Origin of the sequence: Bacillus sp. AY18-3, from assembly GCF_008042305.1 — a bacterium.
GTDB lineage: Bacteria > Bacillota > Bacilli > Bacillales > Bacillaceae_G > Bacillus_A > Bacillus_A wiedmannii.
This window is the reverse complement of record NZ_QKQR01000010.1, coordinates 1-24,539: the sequence shown is the minus strand read 5'-3', so window position 1 is coordinate 24,539 and position 24,539 is coordinate 1. Positions and strand designations below refer to the sequence as shown.

Below are 24,539 nucleotides of genomic sequence, written 5' to 3'. Positions count from 1 at the left end.
ATTAGTTGAACCAATTGCCCACAAATAGCGGGATAAATAAAAACGTCAGCTTATAAGCTGACGTTTTTTCATATTATTGCGAGTGAGAAGAAGAAATGAATTTAAAATACAAATGATCGTGAATTGGAATAGCAGCTCCGATTCCTTGTGAGGTAATATTTTTTACTACAAGCCTCTTTTGATTTCCTTTTAACACAAGGTACACTTCTCCAAATGTTACTTTTCCTTTTTCATTTACTGCTGGTGTATAAGCGTATAAATATCCAAGTTGACTCGGACTAATATTATACACACGCTCATGTCCAGTACCATAACCAATGGTCGTTTTAAATGAAAGTGGCAATTGTACTTTTTCAAGTGCTTTGAGAAGCATCATTTTTTTCACATCCGCAGTATTTTTCATATCTGCTGTTAAATCACCTTCAACCGTCTTTTGCGTTTCTTGCTTATAGCGTAGCGGATATAAGCGATCTCCTCCGCGATTATCGTACACATTGCGATTTACTTGTTTATATTCCCAATTAATCGACGTATCAACCGATTCATAATTTAAAGCCCATTGACCTAGATAAATCTTCGCTCGGTACCCTACCGCAAGCGGCGCATTCGAAATTGTCGTTTCATTAAACATTCGAATTAAGTCCGGATTTTCAATTTTAATATTTGCTGTTTTCAATAGTTCTTGAGCAAACTTACTCGGTTGTAAGCGCGGCAAATCTTGCGCATCATTTGGAAACGTATTGTCTTTAGAAATATTTAAAACAGATGAAGGCATTTTTGTTTCTACCGTTGTCTTTGCAAAACTCATGTTAGGAAATAATAGAATAAACGAGACCATAGTTGAAAGACATATGCTGTATACTCGTTTCACCTGTCTGGCTCCTTCCTATGTAAAGGTATATATACTACTTTGTTTATTGTTTTCTCTCAATACAATTGTTATGCCTATTTTTCATAATAAATAAAAACCAATTCCCATAATGACATACGCCGCTAATAAAGTACCGCCTTCAAACCAATTTGTATCTCCATCATTTGAAATCGCAATCGTTAAGAAAACAGCTGTAATCATAGAAACAAGTTCTGGTATTGTAAATACTAAAGGCATCCTTTGTGCAAAGAACATAGAAAGCAGTACTAATACAGGAGCAACAAACATGGCAATTTGCAACGTAGAACCGACTGCAATTTCAACTGCAATATTTACTTTATTTTTATACGCCATAATAATTGCAGATGCATGTTCCGCTGCATTCCCAACAATTGCAACGATAATAACCCCTATAAATAACTCTGACCAACCAAATGACTTTGCAACGGTCTCAAATGTATGCACAAGCGCCTCTGACACATAAGCTACCGCAATTGTCGCTATTGCTAAAATGAGTAGCGCTTTACCTTTCGACCACTCTGGTTCTTCCTCATGAGCTACTTCATCCGTTTTATGCTGATATACACCACGATGCGTAACGAGCTTAAATAGCAGTGCAGCAAGGTACATAATAATCATAATGATAGAAACACCGATACTTAATTGATACGTCTTTCCAGCATCCATCTTCATTGAAAAAATCTCTGGAATAACAAAAGCTACTACTACCGCAAAGATTAATAAAGCTGAATTATGCCTTGCATCATATACATTAAAACTTTGTCTTTTGTATTTAAGCCCTCCTATAAAGAAGGATAGCCCTCCTACTAATAATAAATTCCCAAGTACAGAACCCGTTAAAGAGGCTAATACAACCTCAATTAATCCCGCCTGAAGTGCAAAAATCGAAATAATTAGTTCAACAGCATTACCAAAAGTAGCATTTAATAATCCGCCTATTCTAGGTCCAGAGACAATTGCCAAACTTTCTGTCGCTCTCCCCATAAAACCCGCTAAGGCGATAATAGTAATGCAATACACAGCGAACATAATTGTTTGAGGCCAATGAAGCATTTTTCCAAGTACAGAAAGTGGTACCCCGATCAGCGCTACTATAAGAAATATTTTATTAAACATGCTTTTCATCCTTCCATCGTATGTATTTCTCCTCGATATTATTATTATTCTTCTCCTAACTTGTCCGATTTCATCACAATTACGTTTAAAAAATCGGATTGAAGAAAACAGTATAAAAGATATTTAAATTATCTTGTTTAAACGGAGAAAACAATAAATTATGAACAGGGGTTAAAAGCATGCATTTAAAAGAAAAAATTGAAACTATTATTTGCGGTCAACGAACTGGTGTATTATCTACTGTACGTGAAAATAAACCTCATAGTACCTTTATGATGTTTTTCCACGAAGATTTTGTGTTATATGTTGCAACAGATCGGAAATCAAAAAAGATAACAGATATCGAAAACAATCCAAATGTACATGTACTACTTGGACGTGAAGGAAAAAAATTAGATGAAGATTATATTGAAGTTGAAGGCTTAGCCTCCATCGAGGAAGACTCCACATTAAAAAACAAGTTTTGGAATAATAGCTTAAAACGCTGGTTACTTGGTCCTGAAGACCCTAATTACGTATTAATAAAAATCAATCCCGACACAATTTATTACATCGATGGTGCTGGTACGACGGAGCCCGAGTTTTTACGACTATAAAATAAAACAAGCCCCCTTTAGGTGGGCTTGTTTTGTCGAAAAGTTCTTCTGAAAAAAACAATAAAATAGGTGGAACTTTCTAAAGATTCTGTTATATAATAGCAGTAACTTAAATAAACTGTATTAAAACAGATTGAGAGGAGAAATCAAATTGATGAAAAGAGAAGAACGCAAAAACATGATTGAGTTTATTGAAAAGAAAAAAGGGATTGAGCGTGATGAATTATTGTTTATGACAGACGATGAAGTAGAACATATTTATAATGTAACGTACTTTTTGTATGAAGAAATTGCAGAGTAGTATAATAATCCCCACCTTATTAGAAATATAAGGTGGGGATTATTTCGTTATTTGCGGAGCGGTAAAATCCCACTGATTAAAGTTTCGCTTTATACGTGAGAATGGTTTTCATGTATAATAATGTAAGATTGGAGGAATTTTACTATGAGTTCATGGCTCTTATTCGCACTATTATCAGCAATCGCTGCTGCCCTTGTATCTATTTTCGGAAAGATTGGTTTAGATGGAATCGATGCCAATGTTGCAACAACGGTTCGTTCTATTATTATGGCATTATTTATGGTGGGCGTTATTATTATCCAAGGTAAATTTCAAAATATCGGCGACGTACTGCTAAATAAAAAAGCACTGCTCTTTATCACATTAAGTGGGGTTGCAGGTGCTTCGTCATGGCTATTTTATTTTCTTGCCCTCAAAACAGGGAAAGTCTCACAAGTGGCTCCTATCGATAAATTAAGCGTCGTATTTTCTATCATCCTCGCGATGATTATACTCGGTGAAAAGTTAAACTTTATGACTGGCGTTGGTGTAGTCTTTATTACAGCTGGTGTATTATTTATTGCTTTCAGCTAAAAAAACCGCTAATAGCGGTTTTTCTTTTTCTTTATATAAAACCATACAATACATGTAACAACTACTGAAATGAATAAAATCCATACTCCGTAATGATGTAGGCTATACTCAACGAAACGCCACTTCTCTCCTAACTTCCAGCCAAGTCCAATAAAAACACTTATCCAAATAAGCGCACCACCGTAAGCGTACAAACAAAAACGCCAAAGTGTTAAATTCGACATCCCAGCAAAATATGCTGTTAAATGACGTACTCCCGGGATAAAGTAACCAATCATTAAAAGAAATGGTCCATATTTTTCAAATAAAATATGCGTTTTTTCAATGTGATGTTCTTTAATTCTAATCTTCGGTCCATATTTTTTTAAAACAGGGAGTCCAAGTTTTAAACCTAATATGTAGCTTAGTGTAATACCTAACATCGCACCAGCCATCCCGCTTAAAAAAGCAGCAGTTCCTGACATAACTCCTTTAGAAACATTATAACCAACGAAGGTCAATAAAAACTCGTCTGGTATCGGTAATCCAACAATTCCACCGGCCAACGCTATAATAATTCCAAAATACCCATAATGCGCGATTAACTCGCCAATATGTTGTTCCATTCGGAAAACACATCCTATGCACGATCGTTATTCCACATTGTGCCCTTTCTATCTTTCAGACAAACATGGTATACATATTCACTATACATTGTTTTTATAATGAACTCTACTTCTATCCATTCCTTTAGCAGGAAGAAAGTGAACCATTAATCAGTGGTGATTTGTTCATCCTCACTAATTTTTAGCACACACCAATTGTGCGCCCGACTCCCTCCTACTTCCCTTGTATTCACCGCTTTTTAAAGTGCTAGTCTTATTATCTGTAAATAGTGGGATTAAAAAATAAAAATTCATATGCTTGTTTTTTTGTTACAATAAAGGAAAGTTACTTTTCGCAACGGTTTAACTCTCAGGAAAAATGATATATCTAGCAAAAACATAGTTTGGTCGATATAATGCAACTTCTACCTATTAAAAGAACATACACCCTTTACATACAACATCATTTTTCTAAATTATACAGGGGGAACGAACATGACCATTGAAAATCAATTTATCCAAAAGGTTTACTATAAAACATTTTTAACAGAAGAAACTTCTACTCCAGTATCAGAAGTACTCGGTGAAGCATATATAAATGAATCTACAAATGAATTCTCCAACATTTCTAATATCCGCTTTGCTCAAGGTGAATTTTATTACCAAAATAAAGACTTTGAAGCAGCGATATTTAAATGGGAGAAAGTAAATAACGAACTTGCACTTTGGGCAACCAAAAATATTGCAGATTCTTATTTTGAACTAGGATTCTTGCCAAAAGCAGAAGAGATTTATCAATCTATTCAAACGGAAGATACAACTCTTACAATGGAAGTTTCCTTACAACTTCTTTCTCTGTACATCGAACAAGATCGTTTAGGTCTAGCATTTAAGACGATTAGTGAGGCCGTTGCATTTCAACCTGACTATCCTAATATTACTGCAATTGCTCGCTCATTCTATGAAAAACAAGAAGATTGGAATAATGCTATTGAACTTGCCGTTCAAGAAGGAATTCGAACAAAATCGTTACACTGGTTCGATACTTTAATCAATTATGTGAATCAAGGATTCACGAAACAAATCAAACCAGAATATTTCTATGAATCTTTAAAAGCATTATATGCAATTGATCAAGTCCAATTTAAAGAACTTGTTATTGCGCTTTGGAACAGCTATCAAAATGAAAACTTGCATCTACCTTGGATTCAAACAATAAATCATTTATTCTTACATATTGAAACAGACAACAATGACGATTGGCATGAAATTGTTGAACGCTATCAAGATACGTACTTTGAGTTAATTACTGGTGAGCATTTCATGCATGAAATGCAGGGACTTGTACCAGATTTATTAACCAATTGGTTTAGTTTAACGAAAGCAAAAGATGCCCTATTTGTCTCTGCTGCAGTGTTAGCATGGAATGAAGTTTCACCTACAACTTTAGAGTCATTACTCGTAAAAAGTGCGGGAGCCCTACTTTCTAATTCAACAGCTGAAACAAATGTAAATATGGAAACAGTTTCTCATTTATTCGAAACAATTGCTGTATGGGCTGAAAAAAACGATGTGGATTTAAGTCATCAATTTACGTTACTCGTTCACGAACTGTGTGATTTAAATGTTACACAATTACTAATAGCGGGAACTAGTGACCAGGATAAATCATCATTCATCAATTCTATACTAGGAGAGAACATCTTAACTGAGACTGTAACAACTCCTATTCTATTTAAAGATGATAGCCAAACTGAAATAACAGAATTCACTGCGTTAGATGTACACAATATACCTAGCTTTGATGAATTCCATCAAAGAATGGCTACACCTTCCGAATCAGAACTTGAGAAAAAATGTATAGAAATTAAGTTACCAAGTAGATTTTTAAGAAAAAATAAATTTGCATTTCTTGTTACGCCACCTGTTCAAGGGCAAGTGGATAAAAACAGCTCATATTTTGAATACTTACAAGCAGCAGATAGCCTTATTTACGTATTAAATTCTTCTTCACCATTACATGGTGAAGAACTTGATACATTACTTTATTTACGTGAACAAGTGCCAAATTTACAAATTCATTTCGTATTACACACAAATAATACGACCAATAACGAAAAACTAATGAGTAAAATTAAAGTCCATTTCCCAAATGCACAGTTCTTCCCATACTCTCCTTCACAAGAGAGTAGCCAGCAACTTGGAGACGTGACAGAGTCTATTCTTTCTAATCTAGCAGAACGTAACATGGAACAAGAACGTATAGAAAAACTAATATGGTTTACTCAAAAGACAATCGCATACCTTGTAAATGAACGTGTGGAGTTAGAAAATACATTAGTGAAATCCGTACGCTGGAATAAACATATCTCAGTTAAATTAAATGGATTTATTAACAACCTTACTGCTCTTGAAAAAGATAAAATTCGTTCTATTACAGAATCTTATCTTTTAACAAAAGAAGAAATCACACGAGATATCCATTCTCAAATTCCTGAATTATTACAGAGTTGTTCTGACCTCGTTCAAGAAGATAGCGACTTCAAATTAGTTCATGAAGAATTAAATACTGCGATGAACGAACGAGTTCAAAAACATGTACAACAAGTGCTTCTTCCTAAATTTACTGGTTCTATTCAGGAATGGATTGAAACAGCTCATAATGAATTTATTCAAGCTCAATCTTATTTAGATGAAATGAGTGAAACGTTTAATAAATTATATAAAGAAGAACGCATGAAACTTCCTTGTGATTTCAAATTACTAGATGACTGGCATCGAGATGTTGTACGCATGACAAATAGAATTACAGTAACGAACATCAATATTTTATTACGCTTTACACCGATACAATTTTTCTTAAAAAGTGCGGGAAAACTATTTGGTAACATGCAAAAAAATCAGTCTATGCTCGCAAACAAATATAAACAATACATTGAAACGGAAGACTATACGGAAATTGCTCAAACAATCTCAAAACAATTCTTCCTTCAATTTGAAGTATTTGAAGGCGCATTAGAACGAGATATCATGATGTTCTTTAAAGATCCACTTAGCATATTGAAACAAAATGTAGAAGCAGCTCAACTTGAAATACAGGAAGACGAGCAAACATTAGCAACATTAAGAAGCAACCCAGAAACTTATCACGATCCGTTAGCATTCTTTAAACTGCAACTATTGCAACACAAATTCGTTTTAAGTACAAACAAAAACAATGAAGACGTCTATGAATTTAATGAGTCTCCTACGATTTAACATAAAAAACCAAGCAAATTTCAGTTTGCTTGGTTTTTTACTTTAATTCATTATTTTCATATGTTCAAATGGATAATAAATTGCCGCTAATTCTCCTAATACATCTTCTCTATCAATAAGTCCTAAACCATTTCTACTATCTCTGCTTATTAAGCGATTATCTCCCATAACAAAAATCTTATTTTTAGGAATTGTAATCGGTCCAAAGTCCTCTGTTAAATTCATAAGTTTTTTTTCAGCTTGTTTTTTATTACTATACAAATACGCTTCCTGTGTCACTTCATGATTCACATATAATTGATCATTTCTCACCTCGATTACATCGCCAGGCAAACCAATAACCCTTTTCACATAAAAATTATCCGTCTTCACAACAATAATATCTTCTCTCCCATAACTTTCAAACTGCTTTGCTAACTTATTAACAATCAGCTTATCCCCATCTTGTAACGTCGGCTTCATGGACGCTCCTTTTACAGTCGTAGGAAAAAACACAAAAATTTTCGCTAAAAACACTAACAAACATGCAATTGCAATTGTTCCAAAGAATTCACGCAAACGTTTTTTCTTTTGCATCATTCCACCATCTCATCATCTTTTTACTTTTATTATAAGGAATTCAACTGTAAAATTTCCACAAAATTCTTAATTATAAAATTGTAATATTACAAACTTAAAAATAACATCCTCATAAATTTATTATTTTTATATACCATAATCTATATTTATCTCACTATTTGCGAACCGTAAAAAAGATACCCTCAAAATAGTCTATCCACTATTTTGAGAGTATCTTTTTATATTCCCACATATACAATACACATTTGAGCCGCTACATATGTAAACCAAATCCAAAGTGGTTCATACTTTAATTTGCGTCCTCCAATATCTGTCACGCCTATAATAAAATCAGAAATCACAAATAGTAAACCACCAAAAGCCGGTATCCACCATATTCCTATATTCTCATAGTATAGGGCGAATGCAAAGCAAGCCATTCCTCCAACCCACAATCCGTAAATTAGAGCTCCTATCGTAAACAATTTATCTTGTTTATCATTTCGTATAAAAAAGAACCATCCTATAATTAGAAAGAGTCCGTATACGAGTAAACCAATCCAAAAACCATTCCATGAGATGCCTGTTTGCAAAAATGCTTTTACATAAAAACAATGCGCAAGGGCAAAAGTAATCATACCTCCAATTAATCGATGACCAATTGGAATCAAACCTGCCATAAATAAATCTCCTACAGTTGATAACGTCATACCTAGTGCAACCCACGTACTATACTCTACTGATGGATCTTGTAACCATATCCAAATTGCACTTGCTGTTAAAGAAAAACTAAGAATAAGACGCACCGCTAAAGGTAACGGCATATTATTTCTTGTTTTTTTTGTCTGTCCTATTGCGTACATTGCACCAATTAAAAAAAGAATGATTTGTCCAATTAACACCATGTAAAATAGATTCATAACATGTTCTCCTCAATAAATGCTTTTTGTATCTTTTTTCGTTACACCTAGTCTATTATCCTTTTTCTATATAAAAAAAGAAGAACAGTACTGTTCTTCCATTGTAATCGTTTTCCTGTTATCTATGCTACTTGTTTTTCGTTCGCCCTTTTCTGCTTAGCTGTCGTTCGATTCACCACGATAATTCCCGCGGCTACACATGCTAAACCGAATAATACAAATGAATGAATTGCTTCTCCTAAAATCATGCTCGATAATAACACACCAAATACGGGTATAAAGAACATGTACATTGATACTTTTCCAACCTTGTTATACTTCATAATTATATTCCAAATGCAAAAGCCTGCTGCGGATAAGAAAGATAAGTAGAGAAGCATAAGTATTGCATGTACACTAAATGTAAATGGCATGGCTCCAACTTGCAAAGCCCCTATACATAATAGCCCGATAGAACCAAAAATCATTTGGTATGCTGTCATATAGCCAACATCTAATGTTTTGCTACCTTCTTTCGCCAATATGTTTCCATATGAATACAACATTGCTGCACTAAGAAGTAATAAGCTACCGATTCCGAAATGGAATGACAAACTACCATCACTCGGTACATTTACTAAAATGACACCACAAAAGCCGATAGAGACCCCAATTATTTTTCTCATATTGAGAGCGTCATCTTTATATAAAAAATGAGCGAGTAAAATTTGAAAGAATGATGATGTTCCTGAAATGATAGCTCCTTCAATGCCAGAACTATAACTCATTCCAATATAAAAACATATATATTGAAGAAATGTTTGAAATAAACCAATTTGTACTAACTGTTTCCCCGTTCCTTTTTTGAAGCTCATATCTTTTCCTAATACTTTAAAGAATAATAAGAGCATGACTCCAGATAAAAAGAAACGATAACCAGCAAATAATATTTGCTCCCCAACTTCTTGTGGCTGAATTCCAAGTTCAGCATAACTTAATTTAATAAATGGGAATGCGCTCCCCCATAAAAAGGTCGCTACTATTGCAGCAATAAATACGCCAATCGGATGGGTAAAAAATTTCTCTGTCTTCACTTGTTGTCTTCCTTTCCGATCTTTTTATGAACAATATTCATATATACCAAAGGTATTGCGAAAACACAAGTTTTCCGTTTATACTTGAAACAAAACTGTGCCATCTTATAAAAAGATATGATATACTATAGAATAATTACAACATAATAACTATTAAAATCAGATTCAACAGAAATGCTGCTATCCATTATGGATGGCAGCTTTCGTCGTTTTATAGGGGTTTCGATTTTGATTCTTTTTCTCAATAAGAATTTGGAAGGAGCGAGTAGAATGAACTCAGAAGTAAAAACATTACAAGTACAAAAGTCTATTTCTCATCCCTCTTTATGGGATACATTAAAGAAACATTATGAACTTATATTTGCAATCGCATCTGGTATTTTCATTTTAGCTGGTTGGTTATTCACAAAGAACGATGCAGTGAATGTAGGCATTACTTGCTATATCCTTGCTTATATAGTTGGTGGATATGCAAAAGCGAAAGAAGGTATTGAAGATACAATTGAAGAGAAAGAGCTAAATGTCGAAATGCTCATGCTCTTTGCTGCTATCGGTGCTGCAATCATTGGCTACTGGGCAGAAGGCGCGATTTTAATCTTTATCTTTGCACTGAGCGGTGCGATGGAGTCTTATACATTAAGTAAAAGTCAAAAAGAAATTTCAGCGCTTCTTGATTTACAACCTGAAGAAGCATTACGTATTTCAAATGGAACCGAAGAACGTGTTCCTGTTGGACGATTACAAATTAACGACATTATTTTAATTAAGCCAGGTGAGCGCGTTCCTGCTGACGGTACGATTCATAACGGTGAAACAAATATCGATGAAGCAGCAATTACTGGAGAACCTATTCCAAATGAAAAAAAATATGGCGATGAAGTATTTGCCGGTACTGTAAATTTACGCGGTGCTATCGAAGTTAAAATTACGAAGCCGAGCGATCAAACATTATTCCAAAAGATTATCCGTCTCGTCCAAAGTGCACAAAGTGAAAAATCACCATCACAACTATTTATCGAAAAGTTTGAAGGAACATACGTAAAAGGTGTACTACTCGTTGTTGCGCTTATGATGTTCGTCCCTCATTTCTTACTTGACTGGAGCTGGAATGAAACGTTTTATCGCGCTATGATCTTACTTGTAGTCGCATCTCCTTGTGCACTCGTTGCTGCCATTACACCAGCAACATTATCTGCAATTTCTAACGGAGCAAGAAATGGAATTCTCTTTAAAGGTGGCATACATTTAGAACGCCTCGCTTCAGTAAAAGCGATCGCCTTTGATAAAACAGGAACATTAACACAAGGAAAACCTACCGTAACAGATGTATATGTTCGAGAAAGTATGACAGAAAAAGAAGTACTTTCTATTACAGCATCAATTGAAAGTCACTCTACACACCCTTTAGCTGAATCTATTGTTAAATATGCACAACATGCGTATGACATTGCATTAAAAAAACCAGAAAATGTTGAAGATGTAACTGGTTTTGGACTCAAAGGAATATTTGAAAACAAAGCTTATAAAATAGGTAAAGCTGACTTTATCGGTGAAGAAACAAAGACATTTCATAATGGTATTTCTGCCTCACTTGAAAAAGAAGGTAAAACTGTCGTTTATATTAGTGATGAAGAAGGCATTCTTGGACTTATCGCTTTAAAAGATACACTTCGCCAAGAAACTATAGCTGCTATTCGCGAATTACAAAGCATCGGTGTCGAGGCAATTATGATTACTGGAGATAATGAAGAAACGGCAAAAGCTATTGCCTCTGAAAGTAATATAAAAGAATATTACGCATCATGCTTACCAGAAACAAAAGTTGAAACGATTAAAAAGCTAAAGGAAAAATACGGGACAGTAGCAATGGTCGGAGATGGTATAAATGATGCCCCTGCACTCGCTACTGCTAGCATTGGTGTAGCAATGGGAGAAGGAACAGACGTAGCTTTAGAAACTGCAGACGTTGTACTTATGAAAAACGAATTATCTCGACTTTCTCAAGCGATCCGCTTATCAAAACGAATGAATCGTATTGTAAAGCAAAACGTAATCTTTTCACTAGCTGTAATTGCAATGCTGATTTGTTCAAACTTCTTGCAATTTTTAGCTCTTCCATTCGGTGTTATTGGGCATGAAGGAAGTACAATTCTTGTCATTTTGAATGGCTTACGATTATTAAAAGGAAACAAATAAGAAACGGGTCCCTCATAGAGGACCCGTTTCTTTTAATGGTAGCTATTATGCCCGTTCGCACTCCCACTCGTTTTATGCTTTGGATGCGAACTACTCTTTTGTTTATTGTTATTTTTATTGTTGTGATTCTTTTTATTATTACTCATGAAATATCCCCCCTGTTCCCTATTATTATGGAACAAGAGCTCACTTTTCATTACGGGAATTATTGTCACCCGTCCTATAATGATGGAGTAAACCATTAATTTCACCGCCAAGTAAAATGACCCATCCAGTCAAATAAAACCATAACATTAAAATAATAATACCACCGAGACCACCATATGTATTGGCGTAATTCGCAAACTTATCTACATAATAAGCAAATGAGTACGATACCACAATCCATCCTACAGTAGCAAATGTTGCTCCTGAAATGACTTCTCTTCTTTTTAACTTTCGATCTGGTGCAAATGTATATAAAAAACTAAACAATGCAAATAGCACGAAAAAACTCGCTACTAATCGCGTAATACTCCACACGTAAGAAAAACTATCCGATAACCCAATTGCTTTAAATACCGCTGCTCCAATGACTTGTCCAAACACTGGAACAATTAGCGCAAACACAATCATAAAAATAATCGCTAATGTAAACACAATGGATAAAGCTCTCGTTTTAATAAAGGAACGTGTTTCTGTTACATCATACGCACGATTAAAAGCATTCATAACCGCATTTACCCCGTTTGAAGCAAACCATAGCATTGATAATAAACCAAATGATAATAAACCACCATTTTGCTCATTTACAACTTTATCAACGTTTACTTCAATTAAAGACATTGCATCTTCGGGTACGTACGGTTCTAATAAGTTGAGCACACTTTCTGTTTGAAGGTCAATGAATCCAAGAAGCGTAATTAAGAAAACAAGCCCAGGAAAAATCGCAAGCAAGAAGAAATAAGCGAGCTGTGCTGCCAAGCCCGCTACATCATCGCGCATCGTCCGGTCATACAAATCTTTACCAAACGAATAAGTACGATTTCTTCTCACCTTTTCTAAAATTTTTCTCATATATGTTTAAACGCTTTTCTTCTCTTCTTTATCTTGCTTCAACTCAATGTACGCTTCAGTTTTTTTTTCCTCTACATTTGAGTCTTTCATAAATAGTTCACGCGCTTCTTTCATACCGCCCTCTTCAGCAACTATTGGCTCTTCTTCTGCTTTCAACTCATCTACCTTTGAAGATACAGCTTGAATTTCAATCGTTTCTGGCTTCTCTGCTGGCTCAACCTTTTTCTTACTAAAAATTTCTTTCGTTTCTTTTAACGTCTCTACAACAGACGGCGTCAATTTTTTAATTTCTGCTACTTTCGCTTTTACTACATTGAAGTCAGCGAGTTCGCGTCCTTTATCTGTAACAGTTTGCATTTTTTCTTTTATCTTCGCATTTTCACCGATTTCAATCATCTTTGTTTTTGCTTTTTCCGCAGTATTTTTTACTTTTTCACGGTTTTCCTTCTTCAACATAGATACAGCCACACCTGCAGCTACACCAATCGCAATGTTTCGAGCAATATTATTTTTCTTTGCCATATTCCTTCACCCTTTCATTTCTTATGTTAGAAAGTATTTCTTTCTAAGCTTCCTCATATTCCTTGTTCATTTCGAATGAAAGCTAATAGCTTTGCACACCCTTCTGTTACAAGGTCATATACTTCTTGGAAATTCCCTGTATAGTAAGGGTCAGGAACGTCTGTCCAGCCACCGTCTGGAACAAAATCGGACAGTCTACCAATATAGCCTCCAGTTTTACCTAAACTTTTTAAATCTGCTATATTCTTGTTGTCCATGGCAATAATATAATCGAACTTTGTTAAGTCTTCTTTTTCTACTTGCCTTGCTTTAATTCCTTCAAAAGTGACTGCATTTTCTTTTAAAATTTTTTGTGTTCCTTTATGTGGCGGATGGCCAACATGCCAATCTCCAGTTCCTGCAGAATCAATGACAATTTTCTCCTCGAGTCCCTCTTTTACGACAAGATCTCGAAAAATTGCTTCTGCCATCGGTGAACGGCAAATGTTCCCAAGACAAACAAACAATACTTGAACCATATTTTTGTTCTTCCCTTCTTGGTGCATTTCTTTATATATACTTATAGTATAAACAACCAATTATTAATTATAAAGGAAATCCCTACTAATTTAATAGGATTGAAAAGATTCATTAACGAAAATGATAAAAAATGTTAAGATATCCTTATGTTATTTTAAAGGGGGACACTTCGGTGGATTTATCCGTAAAGTCAGAAGAAAACGTTGAATATATGGTCGAAGCTATTAAAGAAAAATTACGTATGGTTAATGCTGGAGCGATGAGAGCTGCTAGCTTTAATGAAGAAATGTACGAAGACTTACGTGACATTTATGAGCATGTTATGAAACGTGAAACATTCAGCATCAGTGAAATGCAAGCTATTACAGAAGAATTAGGTACATTAATTAAAAAGTAAAAAAAGCCTCGTTTATATGAGGCTTTTTTTTATTTCCAACAAATTCATGACAACTCTTCTCTTTCCCTCAACCAACTGTAAAATACTGTACAATGGAAGTAGAACCTCACCTTAGATTTTTTCTCCATACATACTACTCACAAATAATAGCAACACTACCATTGCTAACTGTTTTTACTGGAGGTGCTTACTTATGAGCAATTGGTACAGTAAGACGAAAGATCAAACATTAATCGACTTAGAAACAAACGAACAACACGGTTTAACAGATGAAATCGTAAATGAACGTTTAAAGCAATACGGTTCTAATGAATTAGCTACAAAACAAAAACGCACGTTATGGCAGCGTATTTTCGCCCAAATTAATGACGTCCTCGTATATGTCCTTATTATTGCTGCCCTTATTTCTGCCTTTGTAGGTGAATGGGCTGATGCAAGTATTATCGCGCTCGTTGTAGTTTTAAACGCTGTTATCGGTGTCATCCAAGAATCGAAAGCAGAACAAGCTTTAGAGGCATTGAAAAAGATGGCGACACCTAAAGCTATCGTCAAGCGAGATGGTGAACTAAAAGAAATTCCATCTGAACAAGTCGTTCCAGGTGATATTGTCATGCTGGATGCAGGACGTTATATCCCATGTGATTTACGGCTTATCGAAACCGCAAATTTGAAAGTTGAAGAATCTGCTCTAACTGGTGAATCCGTCCCTGTTGATAAAGATGCAATTTACCACCCTTCTATGCAAAGCGATGAGCAAGTACCACTGGGCGATCAAAAAAATATGGCCTTTATGTCGACACTAGTAACATATGGGCGCGGAGTCGGTGTCGCTGTTGAAACGGGAATGAACTCACAAATTGGTAAGATTGCTACCCTTTTACATGAAGCCGACGATGATATGACACCACTTCAAAAGAGCTTAGCACAAGTCGGAAAGTATTTAGGCTTTGTCGCTGTATCTATTTGCGTCATTATGTTTATCATCGGTTTTTTACAAGGACGAGATACTTTAGAAATGTTTATGACTGCTATTAGTTTAGCCGTTGCAGCTATTCCAGAAGGCTTGCCGGCTATCGTTTCCATCGTTCTTGCAATTGGTGTGCAACGAATGATTAAACAAAATGTTATCATTCGTAAACTACCAGCTGTCGAAGCTCTCGGTTCTGTCACAATTATTTGTTCAGATAAAACAGGTACGTTAACGCAAAATAAAATGACCGTTACTCACTTTTATAGCGATAACACATACGACCACTTAGAAAACTTAAATGTAAATAATGATGTACAACGTCTATTGTTAGAAAATATGGTGCTATGCAACGATGCGTCTTACGGTTCCGATTCACAAACAGGGGACCCTACAGAAATCGCCCTTCTTGTTGCCGGAAACACTTTTAACATGCAAAAAGATCATTTAGAAAAGATACATGAACGCGTTAACGAGCTGCCTTTCGATTCAGATCGTAAAATGATGTCAACCGTTCATACATACGATGAAAGCTACTATAGCATGACAAAAGGTGCTATTGATAAACTCTTACCTCGATGTACCCACATATTTAAAAACGGTAAAATCGAGGTTCTAACAGATGCTGATAAAAATCAAATATTAGAAGCTGCCGGGGCAATGTCTCAAGAGGCTTTAAGAGTACTTTCATTCGCATTTAAACAATACAATTCAAACGATGTGGTTATAGATCATCTTGAAGAAAATCTCATCTTTATTGGTCTTGTCGGTATGATTGATCCACCGCGAACTGAAGTAAAAGATTCCATTACAGAATGTAAAAAAGCCGGTATTCGCACAGTTATGATTACTGGTGACCATAAAGATACCGCCTTTGCAATTGCCAAAGAACTTGGTATTGCTGAAGACATATCTGAAATTATGATTGGAACTGAATTAGATAACATTTCAGATACAGAGCTAGCAAGCAAAATTGATCACTTAAATGTATTCGCTAGGGTCTCTCCAGAGCATAAAGTAAAGATTGTAAAAGCATTACGTGCAAAAGGAAATATCGTTTCTATGACTGGTGATGGTGTCAATGATGCTCCATCTTTAAAGCAGGCTGATGTTGGCGTAGCGATGGGCATTACAGGAACAGACGTTGCAAAAGGGGCAGCGGATGTAGTGTTAACAGATGATAATTTCTCATCTATAGTGAAAGCTGTTGAGGAAGGTAGAAATATTTATCGTAACATAAAAAAATCAATTCTCTTCCTACTCTCTTGTAACTTTGGAGAAATTATCGCTTTATTTTTAGCTATTTTACTCGGTTGGGCAACACCACTACGACCTATTCACATTTTGTGGGTCAATTTGATTACAGATACACTGCCTGCATTATCACTTGGGGTTGACCCTGAAGATCCAGATGTGATGAAGGAAAAACCACGACATGCGAAAGAAAGCTTATTTAGTGGTAGCGTTCCTTTTCTTATTTTCAATGGAGTTGTCATTGGACTTTTAACGCTAACAGCCTTTATCATCGGGGCAAAATTCTATACCGGAGATACAAATTTATTTCCTCTTTTCCCAGAGAAAATTGATGAAGATGCTCTATTACACGCTCAAACAATGGCATTTGTCGTTCTTAGTTTTTCTCAGCTCGTTCATTCATTTAACTTGCGTTCAAGAACGAAATCCATTTTTTCAATTGGGATCTTTACAAATAAATATTTAGTCTTCTCCCTTCTTATCGGTGTTCTTATGCAAGTGTGTATTATCTCCATCCCACCTCTTGCAAATATATTCGGTGTACATGCATTAACGATGCGAGATTGGGGATTTGTTCTCTTCTTAAGTATCATTCCACTTGTTGTGAATGAGATCATTAAATTAGTAAAGAGAAACTAAAAGGCAATGAGGATTATTCCTCATTGCCTTTTCATTTATTTCACTATTTGTGGGAGATGTCCCCGCTGATTAAAGTTTCACTTTACCCTTGTAATTCTTTTTTTATGTTCTCAGTTAATGTAGCCATACGTTTGCGGCTTTCTTCACGCTCACGTTTATTTTGTTCTTCAATTTGTTGCGTTTCTTGCATACCTCTTGAAATAATGTTCCAAGTTTCCTCAAGTGTTTCCATCTTAATACTAGAAGAACCTGATAATCTCGCTACTTCCACACTTTGCGTTGCGATATTTTGTGCATTTTTCTTAAGTAATTCATTTGTGCGGCGATCAAGTTCAGCCATAGAATCTGCAACAAGCTTTTGACGTTTCGCATTTACCGCTTGAATAATACCATTTTTAAAGATAGGAATCGTTGTAATAAATGCTGTATTGATTTTACCAATTAATTTATTATTACCACGTTGAACCATACGAATTTGTGGTGCTGTAAGTAGCGCAACCATACGTGCTTTTTCTAAATCATCAATACGCTGCTCTAAAATTTCAACAGAGTTTTTCAGTGATTCTAATTCAATACCTGCTAATTGGTCATTGTTACGCACACGCTCTTCGTACATTGGAACCAACTCTGTATTTAAACGCTCTAATAACATTTCCCCTGCTACTACATACTTTTCTAAGTCTAAATAATATTTCAAATTTTGCTCATATAAACCATCTAACGTACCGATTGATTTTTTCATTTCATCTTGATACTTTGTAATTTCTACGTATACTTTATCCATTTCGCGACCCATTGTTTGGTACTTACTAAAGATCTGTTCAATCATTTTATCAGCTTTTTTGAACATACGTGAGAAGAAACCGCTTTTCTCTTCCGCAAAGTCTTTGCTATCGAATCTGTCCATAATTTTACCAAGCTGTTTTAATAATTCTCCAGAGTCTTCTATTTTTGATAAAGACATTGTATGTAAAATTTGATCAGCGAAACGTGAAATTTCCATAGATGGTTCTTTTCCAAGCTCGATTAATTCTAACTGATCTTTAATATCTACTGCATTATAAATACGTTGTACTTCTGCATCTTGTCTAAGTTGTAAACGAACATCTTGTGCCGTTTGCTCATTTAATTCTGTTTTCGAATCTAGTATGACTGGGTTATTCATATGGTATTCTCCCTTTCCTTATAAAAATGGACGAAATAGTCCTTTTATTGTTTGTGATAAATTTTTATAGGCTGATGAACCATGAAACTCAAGATCGAAATTAACTTCTTCAAGCCAATGGGAATCAAATGCTCCTGCTTCAATATACGGTTCGATATCGTTTCTTCCCGTTGGATTGAAATGGAATACATCTACTCCAATTTGATTTAAAAATAGTAATAAAACAGCATCTGAACGGCTTAATTCTCCGCTCTTCTCATTATTAAATATAACAATTTTCGGTACTTCTTGCGAGTAATCAAATTTCTCAAGTTGCTCTAAAATGTTCGGCGGTATTTGAGAAAGCTGTGCGAAAACATACAGTGCTACATCTTGTTTCGTCTCTTTCGCAATGGGTTTACACATTTCACTTTCGCACGTATGGATGATCGCCTCTGCAATACCATGTTGCAATCCTTCTGGCAAACGTTTATGTGGCCACCAATGACTGTTCATAATTAAATCAGGGTGTAATTTCCCCCCGCGGTCTAACGCATCTCGGTAATGATATTGGAAATTCGCTTTTTGTTCTTTCGTAAACGGAAATGTATTAATTAATAAACTGTTATCAAATGATGTAATAGCCTTTAATCGCTGAAAATATTCTTTATCATTTTTTGAGACACCTGATATTTTCGCAAATAAAGAAGGGATATAAATGTGTTTATTTTCAACAAAGAATGTTGGACGCACAAATGCCTTTTCTTTCGTAATTAAAAAGAGTTCATCATACGTTGTTTTGAGCGTACGAGCTACAGGCGTATAGGAACGAAATTGCCATGGCTTGTACAGCAGTGAGTTATCGTGGTGAAGTACTTGTTCAATTTCTTTTGAAGCCTGATACGCTACTGTCGCAACTCGCTCACGGCGGCGATCTGGAAATGGCTCAAGAGAAATGCGACCTGGATGAGACACAACAAAACTTCTTCCTTCCTCATCAACATTCTCAAATCCATCTTTTCCTTCTGGGTGATAATAAAGTACATCGCAACCGAGCATAATAAGAAAGTATAAGAAATATATACGGCTTTCCTGTGCATCACCGTACCAAATAATGCGCGGCATTTGTTTCTTATAATTAATCGTAGAGAACCACTTCGCTACGTAATTGTCACTTAACTTAATCATATCGATTAAGAAACGACGGAACCCTTCTGTTTTTAATGATTGGTTATGTTGTTTTTCATACAATTTCAATACAGAAATAAACGTCGTATGTATATAATGCTGTAAGTCAGGATTGTCTACTTGTGGTAATAGTTGTTTTCCAGACAGATGGGCGACAAGCCTATTTACTGTAAGGCCATTCGGTGCTTCTTGATGTAATGTAAAAACCTCTTGAATATGGCGCAGTTTTTCGGGATCAATCACCTTATTTAAATTTTGTTCATGCAAAACCACGATCCCTCTCACTTCGCTATAATCAAATAGCTCATTGAAATATTCATCTACATCATTAGGAACACCAAGAATACGAGTTGCTATATAACTAAACTTCATCTCATTCTCTGTCAGTTCATATTGTGGGCGTTTTTCTAAAAGCGCTTCAAATTGCTTTAAATCTGATTCGTCTTTTAATGCACATGGTTGAAGTGTAAAACGTGAAAACACAGCAGTTCACCTCCAAAAACATTTACTTTTTTTATAAAGTCTCTCTTCTATTATAAACTATTTTTAGTTATAAAAAATGGGCGCTCGCATAACGAGCAAACCCATTTCAATTATTTATGATTATTTTTAGTAGCTGCAACTTCTTCTTTAGCTTGTCCAGAATTCTTCATGTAGTGAAGTATAAACGTTGCTCCAAATGCTACAACTAAAATGATAAAGAATAGCATATGACTTATTTCAATATGAATAACAGACAGTAACATTTTTGCTGCAATAATTAAGATTAAAATATATGCTGTCGTTTCAAGTTCTGGAATACGCTCTAACAATTTTAAGAATACACCAGCGATACCACGCATCATTAAAATACCGAGCATTCCACCTAATAATAGAATCCAAACTTCATTTGATACACCAAATGCAGCAAGTACGCTATCTACAGAGAACGCGATATCCATTAATTCAACCATCGCAACTGTTCCCCAGAAGACACCAAACATTCTGAAGAGAATACTGTTTTGGTTCATACCATGAGCTTCCTCTTCTTCTGCATTACCTTTTCTTTTATCAATGAAGTATTTAATTGAAAGCCAAGCTAAGTAAAGTGCACCTAACACTTTTACCCAAGCTAATTTAATTAAGAACATTCCAATTCCAATCGCAATAAATCGGAATACATAAGCTCCAATAAGTCCATAGAATAATGCCTTTTTACGTTTTTCTTCCGGAAGGTGTTTTACCATTACTGCTAATACAAGTGCATTATCAGCAGATAACAAACCTTCAAGTACAACAAGTGTACCTATTAATCCCCAAGATACTGGATCTTGCAACACTTTAATCCACATGTCCAAGTCGAAAAACTGAGCATACGTATCAAGGATCCCTTGCAAAATACTCATCTTACCTTTATCCCCTATTCTTTGCTAGATTTATAGAAAGGTCAAAAAAAGGAAACGAATATCGTTTCCCTTCTTATGCATCCAAGCCATACGCTCTTACAAGCGCACCTAAGCCACCTTGGAAACCGCTTCCTACTGCATTAAACTTCCACTGTCCATTATGACGGTATAATTCACAAAAGACAACTGCTGTTTCAATGGAGAAATCTTCCCCTAAATCAAAACGAAGAACTTCTTCACTAGTTTCTTCATTCGCTAAACGAACGAATGCGTTTCCAACTTGTCCAAAGTTTTGATTACGGCCTTCTCCATCATAAATTGTAACTGTAATAGCAATTTTGTGCACATCTGCCGGAACTTTCTTTAAGTCCACAACAAGTTGTTCATCATCGCCTTCACCTTCACCTGTCCGGTTATCCCCTGTATGCAGAACAGATCCACAAGGAGACTGTAAATTATTATAGAAAATAAAATCGGTTTCCTTCGTACATTTTCCGTTCGCATCTAATAGGAATGCTGATGCATCTAAATCGAAATCTGATCCACCGTCATAAGATTTAATATCCCATCCAAGACCAATTACTGCTTTTGTTAAGCCAGGGCTTGTCTTACCTAAATCAATCTTCTGTCCTTTTTGCAATTGAATAACCATTTATATTCACCTCTATATTTTATATCTTTAAAAATATATCCATCAGTAAACACCTGTTTCACCGATGGATATATAAAATCTATTACTCTACATCTAAACCGAAATTATTACATAGAGATGCTAATCCGCCCTGGAACCCACTTCCGATTGCATTGAACTTCCAGTCACCTGCATGACGGTATAATTCCCCTACTACAACAGCTGTTTCAATAGAGAAATCTTCTCCTAAATCGTAACGAATTAACTCTGCATTCTTTTCTTCATCTAAAATACGTACGAAAGAGTTAGAAACTTGTCCGAAGTTTTGGCTACGACCTTCTCCATCGTAAATTGTGATTGAGAAACAAATACGTTCGATATGTGCAGGTACATTTTTTAAATCTACTTTAATCGATTCGTCATCGCCTTCACCTTCACCAGTTCGGTTATCTCCTAAATGCTCGACAGCACCATTCGCACCTTTTGGATTATTATAGAAGACGAAATCCTCTGCACCTGAAACTTTACCGTTAGCACCTACTAAGAAAATACTAACATCTAAATCGAAATCGTTTTGTCCGTCATAACGATTCGTATCCCAACCAAGTCCTACAAGAACTTTTGAAAGACCTGGATTTGTTTTTGTTAAGTCTACCTTTTGTCCTTTTTTCAATGAAATTGATGCCATATTCAATTCCTCCTCGGTTTATTTTATTAATAACGTGATACAATCTCACTTAAGTTTTTATCTTGTGTGCCTTCTCCAACAGCTGAAAACTTCCATTCACTTCCGTGGCGATACATTTCACCTGCAATTAGAGTCGTTTTGCCAGCATAATTATCCGATAAATTATAGCGTGCTAATTCTTCACCAGTTTGCGGGTTTTGAATACGAATATATGCATTACGAATCATCCCGAAATCTTGACGACGATTTACACAGTCATAAATATTTACAACGAATACTAAACGATTAATACGGCTTGGAACTTTATGTAATTCTACGAAAATTGTTTCGTCGTCACCAGCGCCTTCACCTGTTAAATTATCTCCTGAATGAATAATACTACCACAAGTAGAAAGTTTGTTTCCGAAGTAAACTAAATCGTTTTTGTTTAAAAAGCGATCCCCTTCTAACATAACAACAGATGCATCACAATCTACATTTGGTTTACTTCCAAATAATGAAGACAGAAACCCACCTGATTGTCCAATTGGATCCCAGCCTAAGCCAACCTGTAGTTTTGCTACTTTTGGTTGTCCTTTCGTTAAATCGATCTTTTGACCTTTTTCTAAAATAATAGGCATGCAGTTTCTTCCTTTCTACAAAGCATTTTCCAAATCGGAAAATATTGTATTCTCCCCTTATATTGTAGCATTATTTACCTAGTGATAAAAAGGATAAATTCTCAGTTATATGAAAACATTCATATAACTTATTTATGCTAATGTAAGAAGTGGTAAATAGCACCAACCATTCCTGCGCAATTTCCGTTTTGTGCAAGTTCAATCTCACAATTATTATAAATCTCTTTATTTAAATATTTTTCTACCTCTCCTTTTACTTCTTTTAAGAACTGCTTTCCCCTATCAGTAATTCCTCCACCTATAACAATCATTTCTGGATTAAAAATATAAGCAAGGTTACTAATTCCAATCGCTAAATGTTTAAAGAAAACCTCAACTGCTTGCGTAACTTCTCTATCTCCTTTATCATACAGTTCGAAAATCGTTTTTCCATTCCAATCACTTTCACCTTTATATTTTCGCACAAGACAAATTAACCCTGAAATGGAAGCGACCTCTTCAAACGGCCTTCCTTCTATCAACATATTTCCCCATTCGCCAGCACTAAACGAATGCCCTCTATATAAATCTCCATCTATAAAAATTGCTCCTCCAATACCAGTTCCAAGAGTAAGCATAATAAAGTTTCTTTTTCGGTTTCCAATACCTTTCCATTTCTCTCCCAAAGCTGCACAATTCACATCATTTTCAATGGACACAGGAACTTGTAATACCCTTTGCAATCTATCAATAATAGGAATAGTCGCGTAGTTCGGAATATGCTCCACCCCTCCCGTTACAACCCCTTTATGAATATTAACAATTCCCGCAGTACTAATACCAATTCCCGAAATCGTATGCTCATTCATTAATTTTTTGGATAGAAGAATAAGTTTTTGAATGATTTGTTCCCCGCCCAAATGAATTTCTGTTGAAACTGTTTTATGCTTTAATACCGTCCCTGTTTCTGAAACAATCCCATATTTAATTTGCGTACCACCAATATCAAATGCAATATATTCTTTCATCTGCTGTCACTTCCTCTACTGTAATGAGTGTAAAATTCCCACCACTCTACTATTATAAAGAATTTACACTAACTCTTTTCTCTCTTCAGAAATACACCACCTTTTTCTATATATAGTTTTTTTTGCATAAAACTCTTTTTCCTATGAAATATTACAAAGGGATGTATTTTAGATGGAATATTAATTTTCAGGAGGAAATCAATGACAAAAATCTTCATTTTAGCATCAACTCTTTCTTTATCTTTTTTTAGTGGTTTAAATATCGGTAATGCAGCAACAGACAACTTCTCTCCAGTAACAAATGCGATTGTACAAAATAACGATCATTTAGCAGAAGGCAACTCAAAAGATAATAATAAACCACCAGGAAACAATGGTTCTCAGGACGATAGTGGTTCTGGCGGCAATGACTCGGGTGGCAACGGTTCGGGTGGCAATGGCTCGGGTGGCAACGG

Annotated in this window: 23 protein-coding genes and 1 pseudogene; 8 read left to right on the top strand and 16 right to left on the bottom strand. The window is 35.3% G+C overall.

From position 1 onward, the window contains the following. Window positions 1-73 precede the first annotated feature (73 nt). Together DM800_RS10075 and cax are read right to left on the bottom strand one after the other, a co-directional pair. Window positions 74-871: a YfkD famly protein gene (locus tag DM800_RS10075; RefSeq protein WP_033662157.1), complete on the bottom strand. Its 798-nt coding sequence runs from the start codon at window positions 869-871 to the stop codon at window positions 74-76. Between the two features lie 81 nt (window positions 872-952). After that, complete coding sequence (cax, locus tag DM800_RS10070; RefSeq protein WP_000482128.1) at window positions 953-2,008, bottom strand: calcium/proton exchanger; 1,056 nt, start codon at window positions 2,006-2,008, stop codon at window positions 953-955. A gap of 179 nt (window positions 2,009-2,187) precedes the next feature. Here cax and DM800_RS10065 point away from each other — a divergent pair, with 179 nt between their 5' ends. From DM800_RS10065 to DM800_RS10055, 3 genes are all read left to right on the top strand, one after another. Then, window positions 2,188-2,604, top strand: coding sequence for a pyridoxamine 5'-phosphate oxidase family protein (locus DM800_RS10065; RefSeq protein ID WP_000550224.1), 417 nt, complete (start codon window positions 2,188-2,190; stop codon window positions 2,602-2,604). Between the two features lie 154 nt (window positions 2,605-2,758). Further along, window positions 2,759-2,905, top strand: a complete 147-nt coding sequence (locus DM800_RS10060) for a BH0509 family protein (protein ID WP_000817786.1) — start codon at window positions 2,759-2,761, stop codon at window positions 2,903-2,905. A gap of 144 nt (window positions 2,906-3,049) precedes the next feature. After that, window positions 3,050-3,478 carry an EamA family transporter gene (locus DM800_RS10055; protein WP_000100305.1) on the top strand — a complete coding sequence of 143 codons (429 nt, stop codon included), beginning with the start codon at window positions 3,050-3,052 and terminating at the stop codon, window positions 3,476-3,478. 8 nt (window positions 3,479-3,486) lie between these two features. Here the strand turns inward: DM800_RS10055 and DM800_RS10050 are convergent, their stop codons facing one another. After that, window positions 3,487-4,083, bottom strand: a complete 597-nt coding sequence (locus DM800_RS10050; protein WP_046953695.1) for a DedA family protein — start codon at window positions 4,081-4,083, stop codon at window positions 3,487-3,489. A 474-nt stretch (window positions 4,084-4,557) separates the two neighbouring features. Between DM800_RS10050 and DM800_RS10045 the strand changes: the two genes are divergently transcribed. Next, complete coding sequence (locus tag DM800_RS10045) at window positions 4,558-7,320, top strand: tetratricopeptide repeat protein (RefSeq protein WP_147786810.1); 2,763 nt, start codon at window positions 4,558-4,560, stop codon at window positions 7,318-7,320. Between the two features lie 42 nt (window positions 7,321-7,362). On the opposite strand, the gene lepB is transcribed toward DM800_RS10045, so the two are convergent. The 3 genes from lepB to DM800_RS10030 form a co-directional block, all read right to left on the bottom strand. Continuing rightward, window positions 7,363-7,899, bottom strand: coding sequence for a signal peptidase I (lepB, locus tag DM800_RS10040; RefSeq protein ID WP_087982334.1), 537 nt, complete (start codon window positions 7,897-7,899; stop codon window positions 7,363-7,365). Window positions 7,900-8,117: 218 nt separating this feature from the next. Next, window positions 8,118-8,798, bottom strand: coding sequence for a lysoplasmalogenase (locus DM800_RS10035; RefSeq protein WP_088061635.1), 681 nt, complete (start codon window positions 8,796-8,798; stop codon window positions 8,118-8,120). Window positions 8,799-8,920: 122 nt separating this feature from the next. Continuing rightward, window positions 8,921-9,871, bottom strand: a complete 951-nt coding sequence (locus DM800_RS10030) for a DMT family transporter (protein ID WP_147786809.1) — start codon at window positions 9,869-9,871, stop codon at window positions 8,921-8,923. A 270-nt stretch (window positions 9,872-10,141) separates the two neighbouring features. Here DM800_RS10030 and DM800_RS10025 point away from each other — a divergent pair, with 270 nt between their 5' ends. Beyond that, window positions 10,142-12,067 (top strand): heavy metal translocating P-type ATPase, encoded by a 1,926-nt coding sequence (locus DM800_RS10025; protein WP_147786808.1) that lies wholly within the window; start codon window positions 10,142-10,144, stop codon window positions 12,065-12,067. 186 nt (window positions 12,068-12,253) lie between these two features. Here the strand turns inward: DM800_RS10025 and DM800_RS10020 are convergent, their stop codons facing one another. From DM800_RS10020 to DM800_RS10010, 3 genes are read right to left on the bottom strand one after another with little or no spacing between them, the layout of a single operon-like run. Further along, a complete protein-coding gene (locus DM800_RS10020; RefSeq protein WP_001226530.1) occupies window positions 12,254-13,123 on the bottom strand; it encodes a YihY/virulence factor BrkB family protein in 870 nt (289 codons plus the stop codon). A gap of 6 nt (window positions 13,124-13,129) precedes the next feature. Then, on the bottom strand, window positions 13,130-13,645 hold the full coding sequence (locus DM800_RS10015) for a DUF4075 domain-containing protein (RefSeq protein ID WP_147786807.1): 516 nt from the start codon (window positions 13,643-13,645) through the stop codon (window positions 13,130-13,132). Between the two features lie 53 nt (window positions 13,646-13,698). Further along, window positions 13,699-14,163, bottom strand: coding sequence for a low molecular weight protein-tyrosine-phosphatase (locus DM800_RS10010; protein WP_000250910.1), 465 nt, complete (start codon window positions 14,161-14,163; stop codon window positions 13,699-13,701). Window positions 14,164-14,336: 173 nt separating this feature from the next. On the opposite strand from DM800_RS10010, the gene DM800_RS10005 reads away from it, so the two are divergent. Together DM800_RS10005 and DM800_RS10000 are read left to right on the top strand one after the other, a co-directional pair. Continuing rightward, complete coding sequence (locus tag DM800_RS10005) at window positions 14,337-14,561, top strand: DUF1128 domain-containing protein (RefSeq protein ID WP_000366197.1); 225 nt, start codon at window positions 14,337-14,339, stop codon at window positions 14,559-14,561. Between the two features lie 193 nt (window positions 14,562-14,754). Next, entirely contained in the window at window positions 14,755-17,421 is a 2,667-nt protein-coding gene (locus tag DM800_RS10000) for a cation-translocating P-type ATPase (RefSeq protein WP_147786806.1), read from the top strand. 82 nt (window positions 17,422-17,503) lie between these two features. Here DM800_RS10000 and DM800_RS09995 read toward each other — a convergent pair whose 3' ends face one another. The 7 genes from DM800_RS09995 to DM800_RS09965 all read right to left on the bottom strand — a co-directional run bounded on the left by DM800_RS09995 (window position 17,504) and on the right by DM800_RS09965 (window position 24,084). Further along, window positions 17,504-18,586, bottom strand: a complete 1,083-nt coding sequence (locus DM800_RS09995) for a toxic anion resistance protein (RefSeq protein ID WP_001064402.1) — start codon at window positions 18,584-18,586, stop codon at window positions 17,504-17,506. 18 nt (window positions 18,587-18,604) lie between these two features. After that, complete coding sequence (locus tag DM800_RS09990) at window positions 18,605-20,236, bottom strand: YceG family protein (RefSeq protein WP_147786805.1); 1,632 nt, start codon at window positions 20,234-20,236, stop codon at window positions 18,605-18,607. A 110-nt stretch (window positions 20,237-20,346) separates the two neighbouring features. Continuing rightward, window positions 20,347-21,138, bottom strand: a complete 792-nt coding sequence (locus tag DM800_RS09985; RefSeq protein WP_000025692.1) for a TerC family protein — start codon at window positions 21,136-21,138, stop codon at window positions 20,347-20,349. A gap of 73 nt (window positions 21,139-21,211) precedes the next feature. Then, a complete protein-coding gene (locus tag DM800_RS09980; RefSeq protein WP_000236650.1) occupies window positions 21,212-21,790 on the bottom strand; it encodes a TerD family protein in 579 nt (192 codons plus the stop codon). A gap of 82 nt (window positions 21,791-21,872) precedes the next feature. Next, window positions 21,873-22,457 carry a TerD family protein gene (locus tag DM800_RS09975; RefSeq protein ID WP_000146727.1) on the bottom strand — a complete coding sequence of 195 codons (585 nt, stop codon included), beginning with the start codon at window positions 22,455-22,457 and terminating at the stop codon, window positions 21,873-21,875. A 26-nt stretch (window positions 22,458-22,483) separates the two neighbouring features. Continuing rightward, complete coding sequence (locus DM800_RS09970; protein WP_001121585.1) at window positions 22,484-23,077, bottom strand: TerD family protein; 594 nt, start codon at window positions 23,075-23,077, stop codon at window positions 22,484-22,486. A gap of 137 nt (window positions 23,078-23,214) precedes the next feature. Continuing rightward, window positions 23,215-24,084, bottom strand: coding sequence for an ROK family protein (locus DM800_RS09965; protein WP_088609560.1), 870 nt, complete (start codon window positions 24,082-24,084; stop codon window positions 23,215-23,217). Between the two features lie 201 nt (window positions 24,085-24,285). Between DM800_RS09965 and DM800_RS09960 the strand changes: the two are divergent. Further along, window positions 24,286-24,539, top strand: a pseudogene (locus DM800_RS09960) (cell wall anchor protein); the annotation flags it as partial.

Coding starts and splice junctions, on each gene's coding strand:
- DM800_RS09975 (WP_000146727.1), bottom strand. CDS start 22,457: ATGGCATCAATTTCATTGAAAAAAGGACAAAAGGTAGACTTAACAAAA.
- cax (WP_000482128.1), bottom strand. CDS start 2,008: ATGTTTAATAAAATATTTCTTATAGTAGCGCTGATCGGGGTACCACTT.
- DM800_RS10060 (WP_000817786.1), top strand. CDS start 2,759: ATGAAAAGAGAAGAACGCAAAAACATGATTGAGTTTATTGAAAAGAAA.
- DM800_RS10065 (WP_000550224.1), top strand. CDS start 2,188: ATGCATTTAAAAGAAAAAATTGAAACTATTATTTGCGGTCAACGAACT.
- DM800_RS10035 (WP_088061635.1), bottom strand. CDS start 8,798: ATGAATCTATTTTACATGGTGTTAATTGGACAAATCATTCTTTTTTTA.
- DM800_RS10020 (WP_001226530.1), bottom strand. CDS start 13,123: ATGAGAAAAATTTTAGAAAAGGTGAGAAGAAATCGTACTTATTCGTTT.
- DM800_RS10025 (WP_147786808.1), top strand. CDS start 10,142: ATGAACTCAGAAGTAAAAACATTACAAGTACAAAAGTCTATTTCTCAT.
- DM800_RS09965 (WP_088609560.1), bottom strand. CDS start 24,084: ATGAAAGAATATATTGCATTTGATATTGGTGGTACGCAAATTAAATAT.
- DM800_RS09970 (WP_001121585.1), bottom strand. CDS start 23,077: ATGCCTATTATTTTAGAAAAAGGTCAAAAGATCGATTTAACGAAAGGA.
- DM800_RS10050 (WP_046953695.1), bottom strand. CDS start 4,083: ATGGAACAACATATTGGCGAGTTAATCGCGCATTATGGGTATTTTGGA.
- DM800_RS09985 (WP_000025692.1), bottom strand. CDS start 21,138: ATGAGTATTTTGCAAGGGATCCTTGATACGTATGCTCAGTTTTTCGAC.
- DM800_RS10045 (WP_147786810.1), top strand. CDS start 4,558: ATGACCATTGAAAATCAATTTATCCAAAAGGTTTACTATAAAACATTT.
- DM800_RS10055 (WP_000100305.1), top strand. CDS start 3,050: ATGAGTTCATGGCTCTTATTCGCACTATTATCAGCAATCGCTGCTGCC.
- lepB (WP_087982334.1), bottom strand. CDS start 7,899: ATGATGCAAAAGAAAAAACGTTTGCGTGAATTCTTTGGAACAATTGCA.
- DM800_RS10000 (WP_147786806.1), top strand. CDS start 14,755: ATGAGCAATTGGTACAGTAAGACGAAAGATCAAACATTAATCGACTTA.
- DM800_RS10015 (WP_147786807.1), bottom strand. CDS start 13,645: ATGGCAAAGAAAAATAATATTGCTCGAAACATTGCGATTGGTGTAGCT.
- DM800_RS09995 (WP_001064402.1), bottom strand. CDS start 18,586: ATGAATAACCCAGTCATACTAGATTCGAAAACAGAATTAAATGAGCAA.
- DM800_RS09980 (WP_000236650.1), bottom strand. CDS start 21,790: ATGGTTATTCAATTGCAAAAAGGACAGAAGATTGATTTAGGTAAGACA.
- DM800_RS10010 (WP_000250910.1), bottom strand. CDS start 14,163: ATGGTTCAAGTATTGTTTGTTTGTCTTGGGAACATTTGCCGTTCACCG.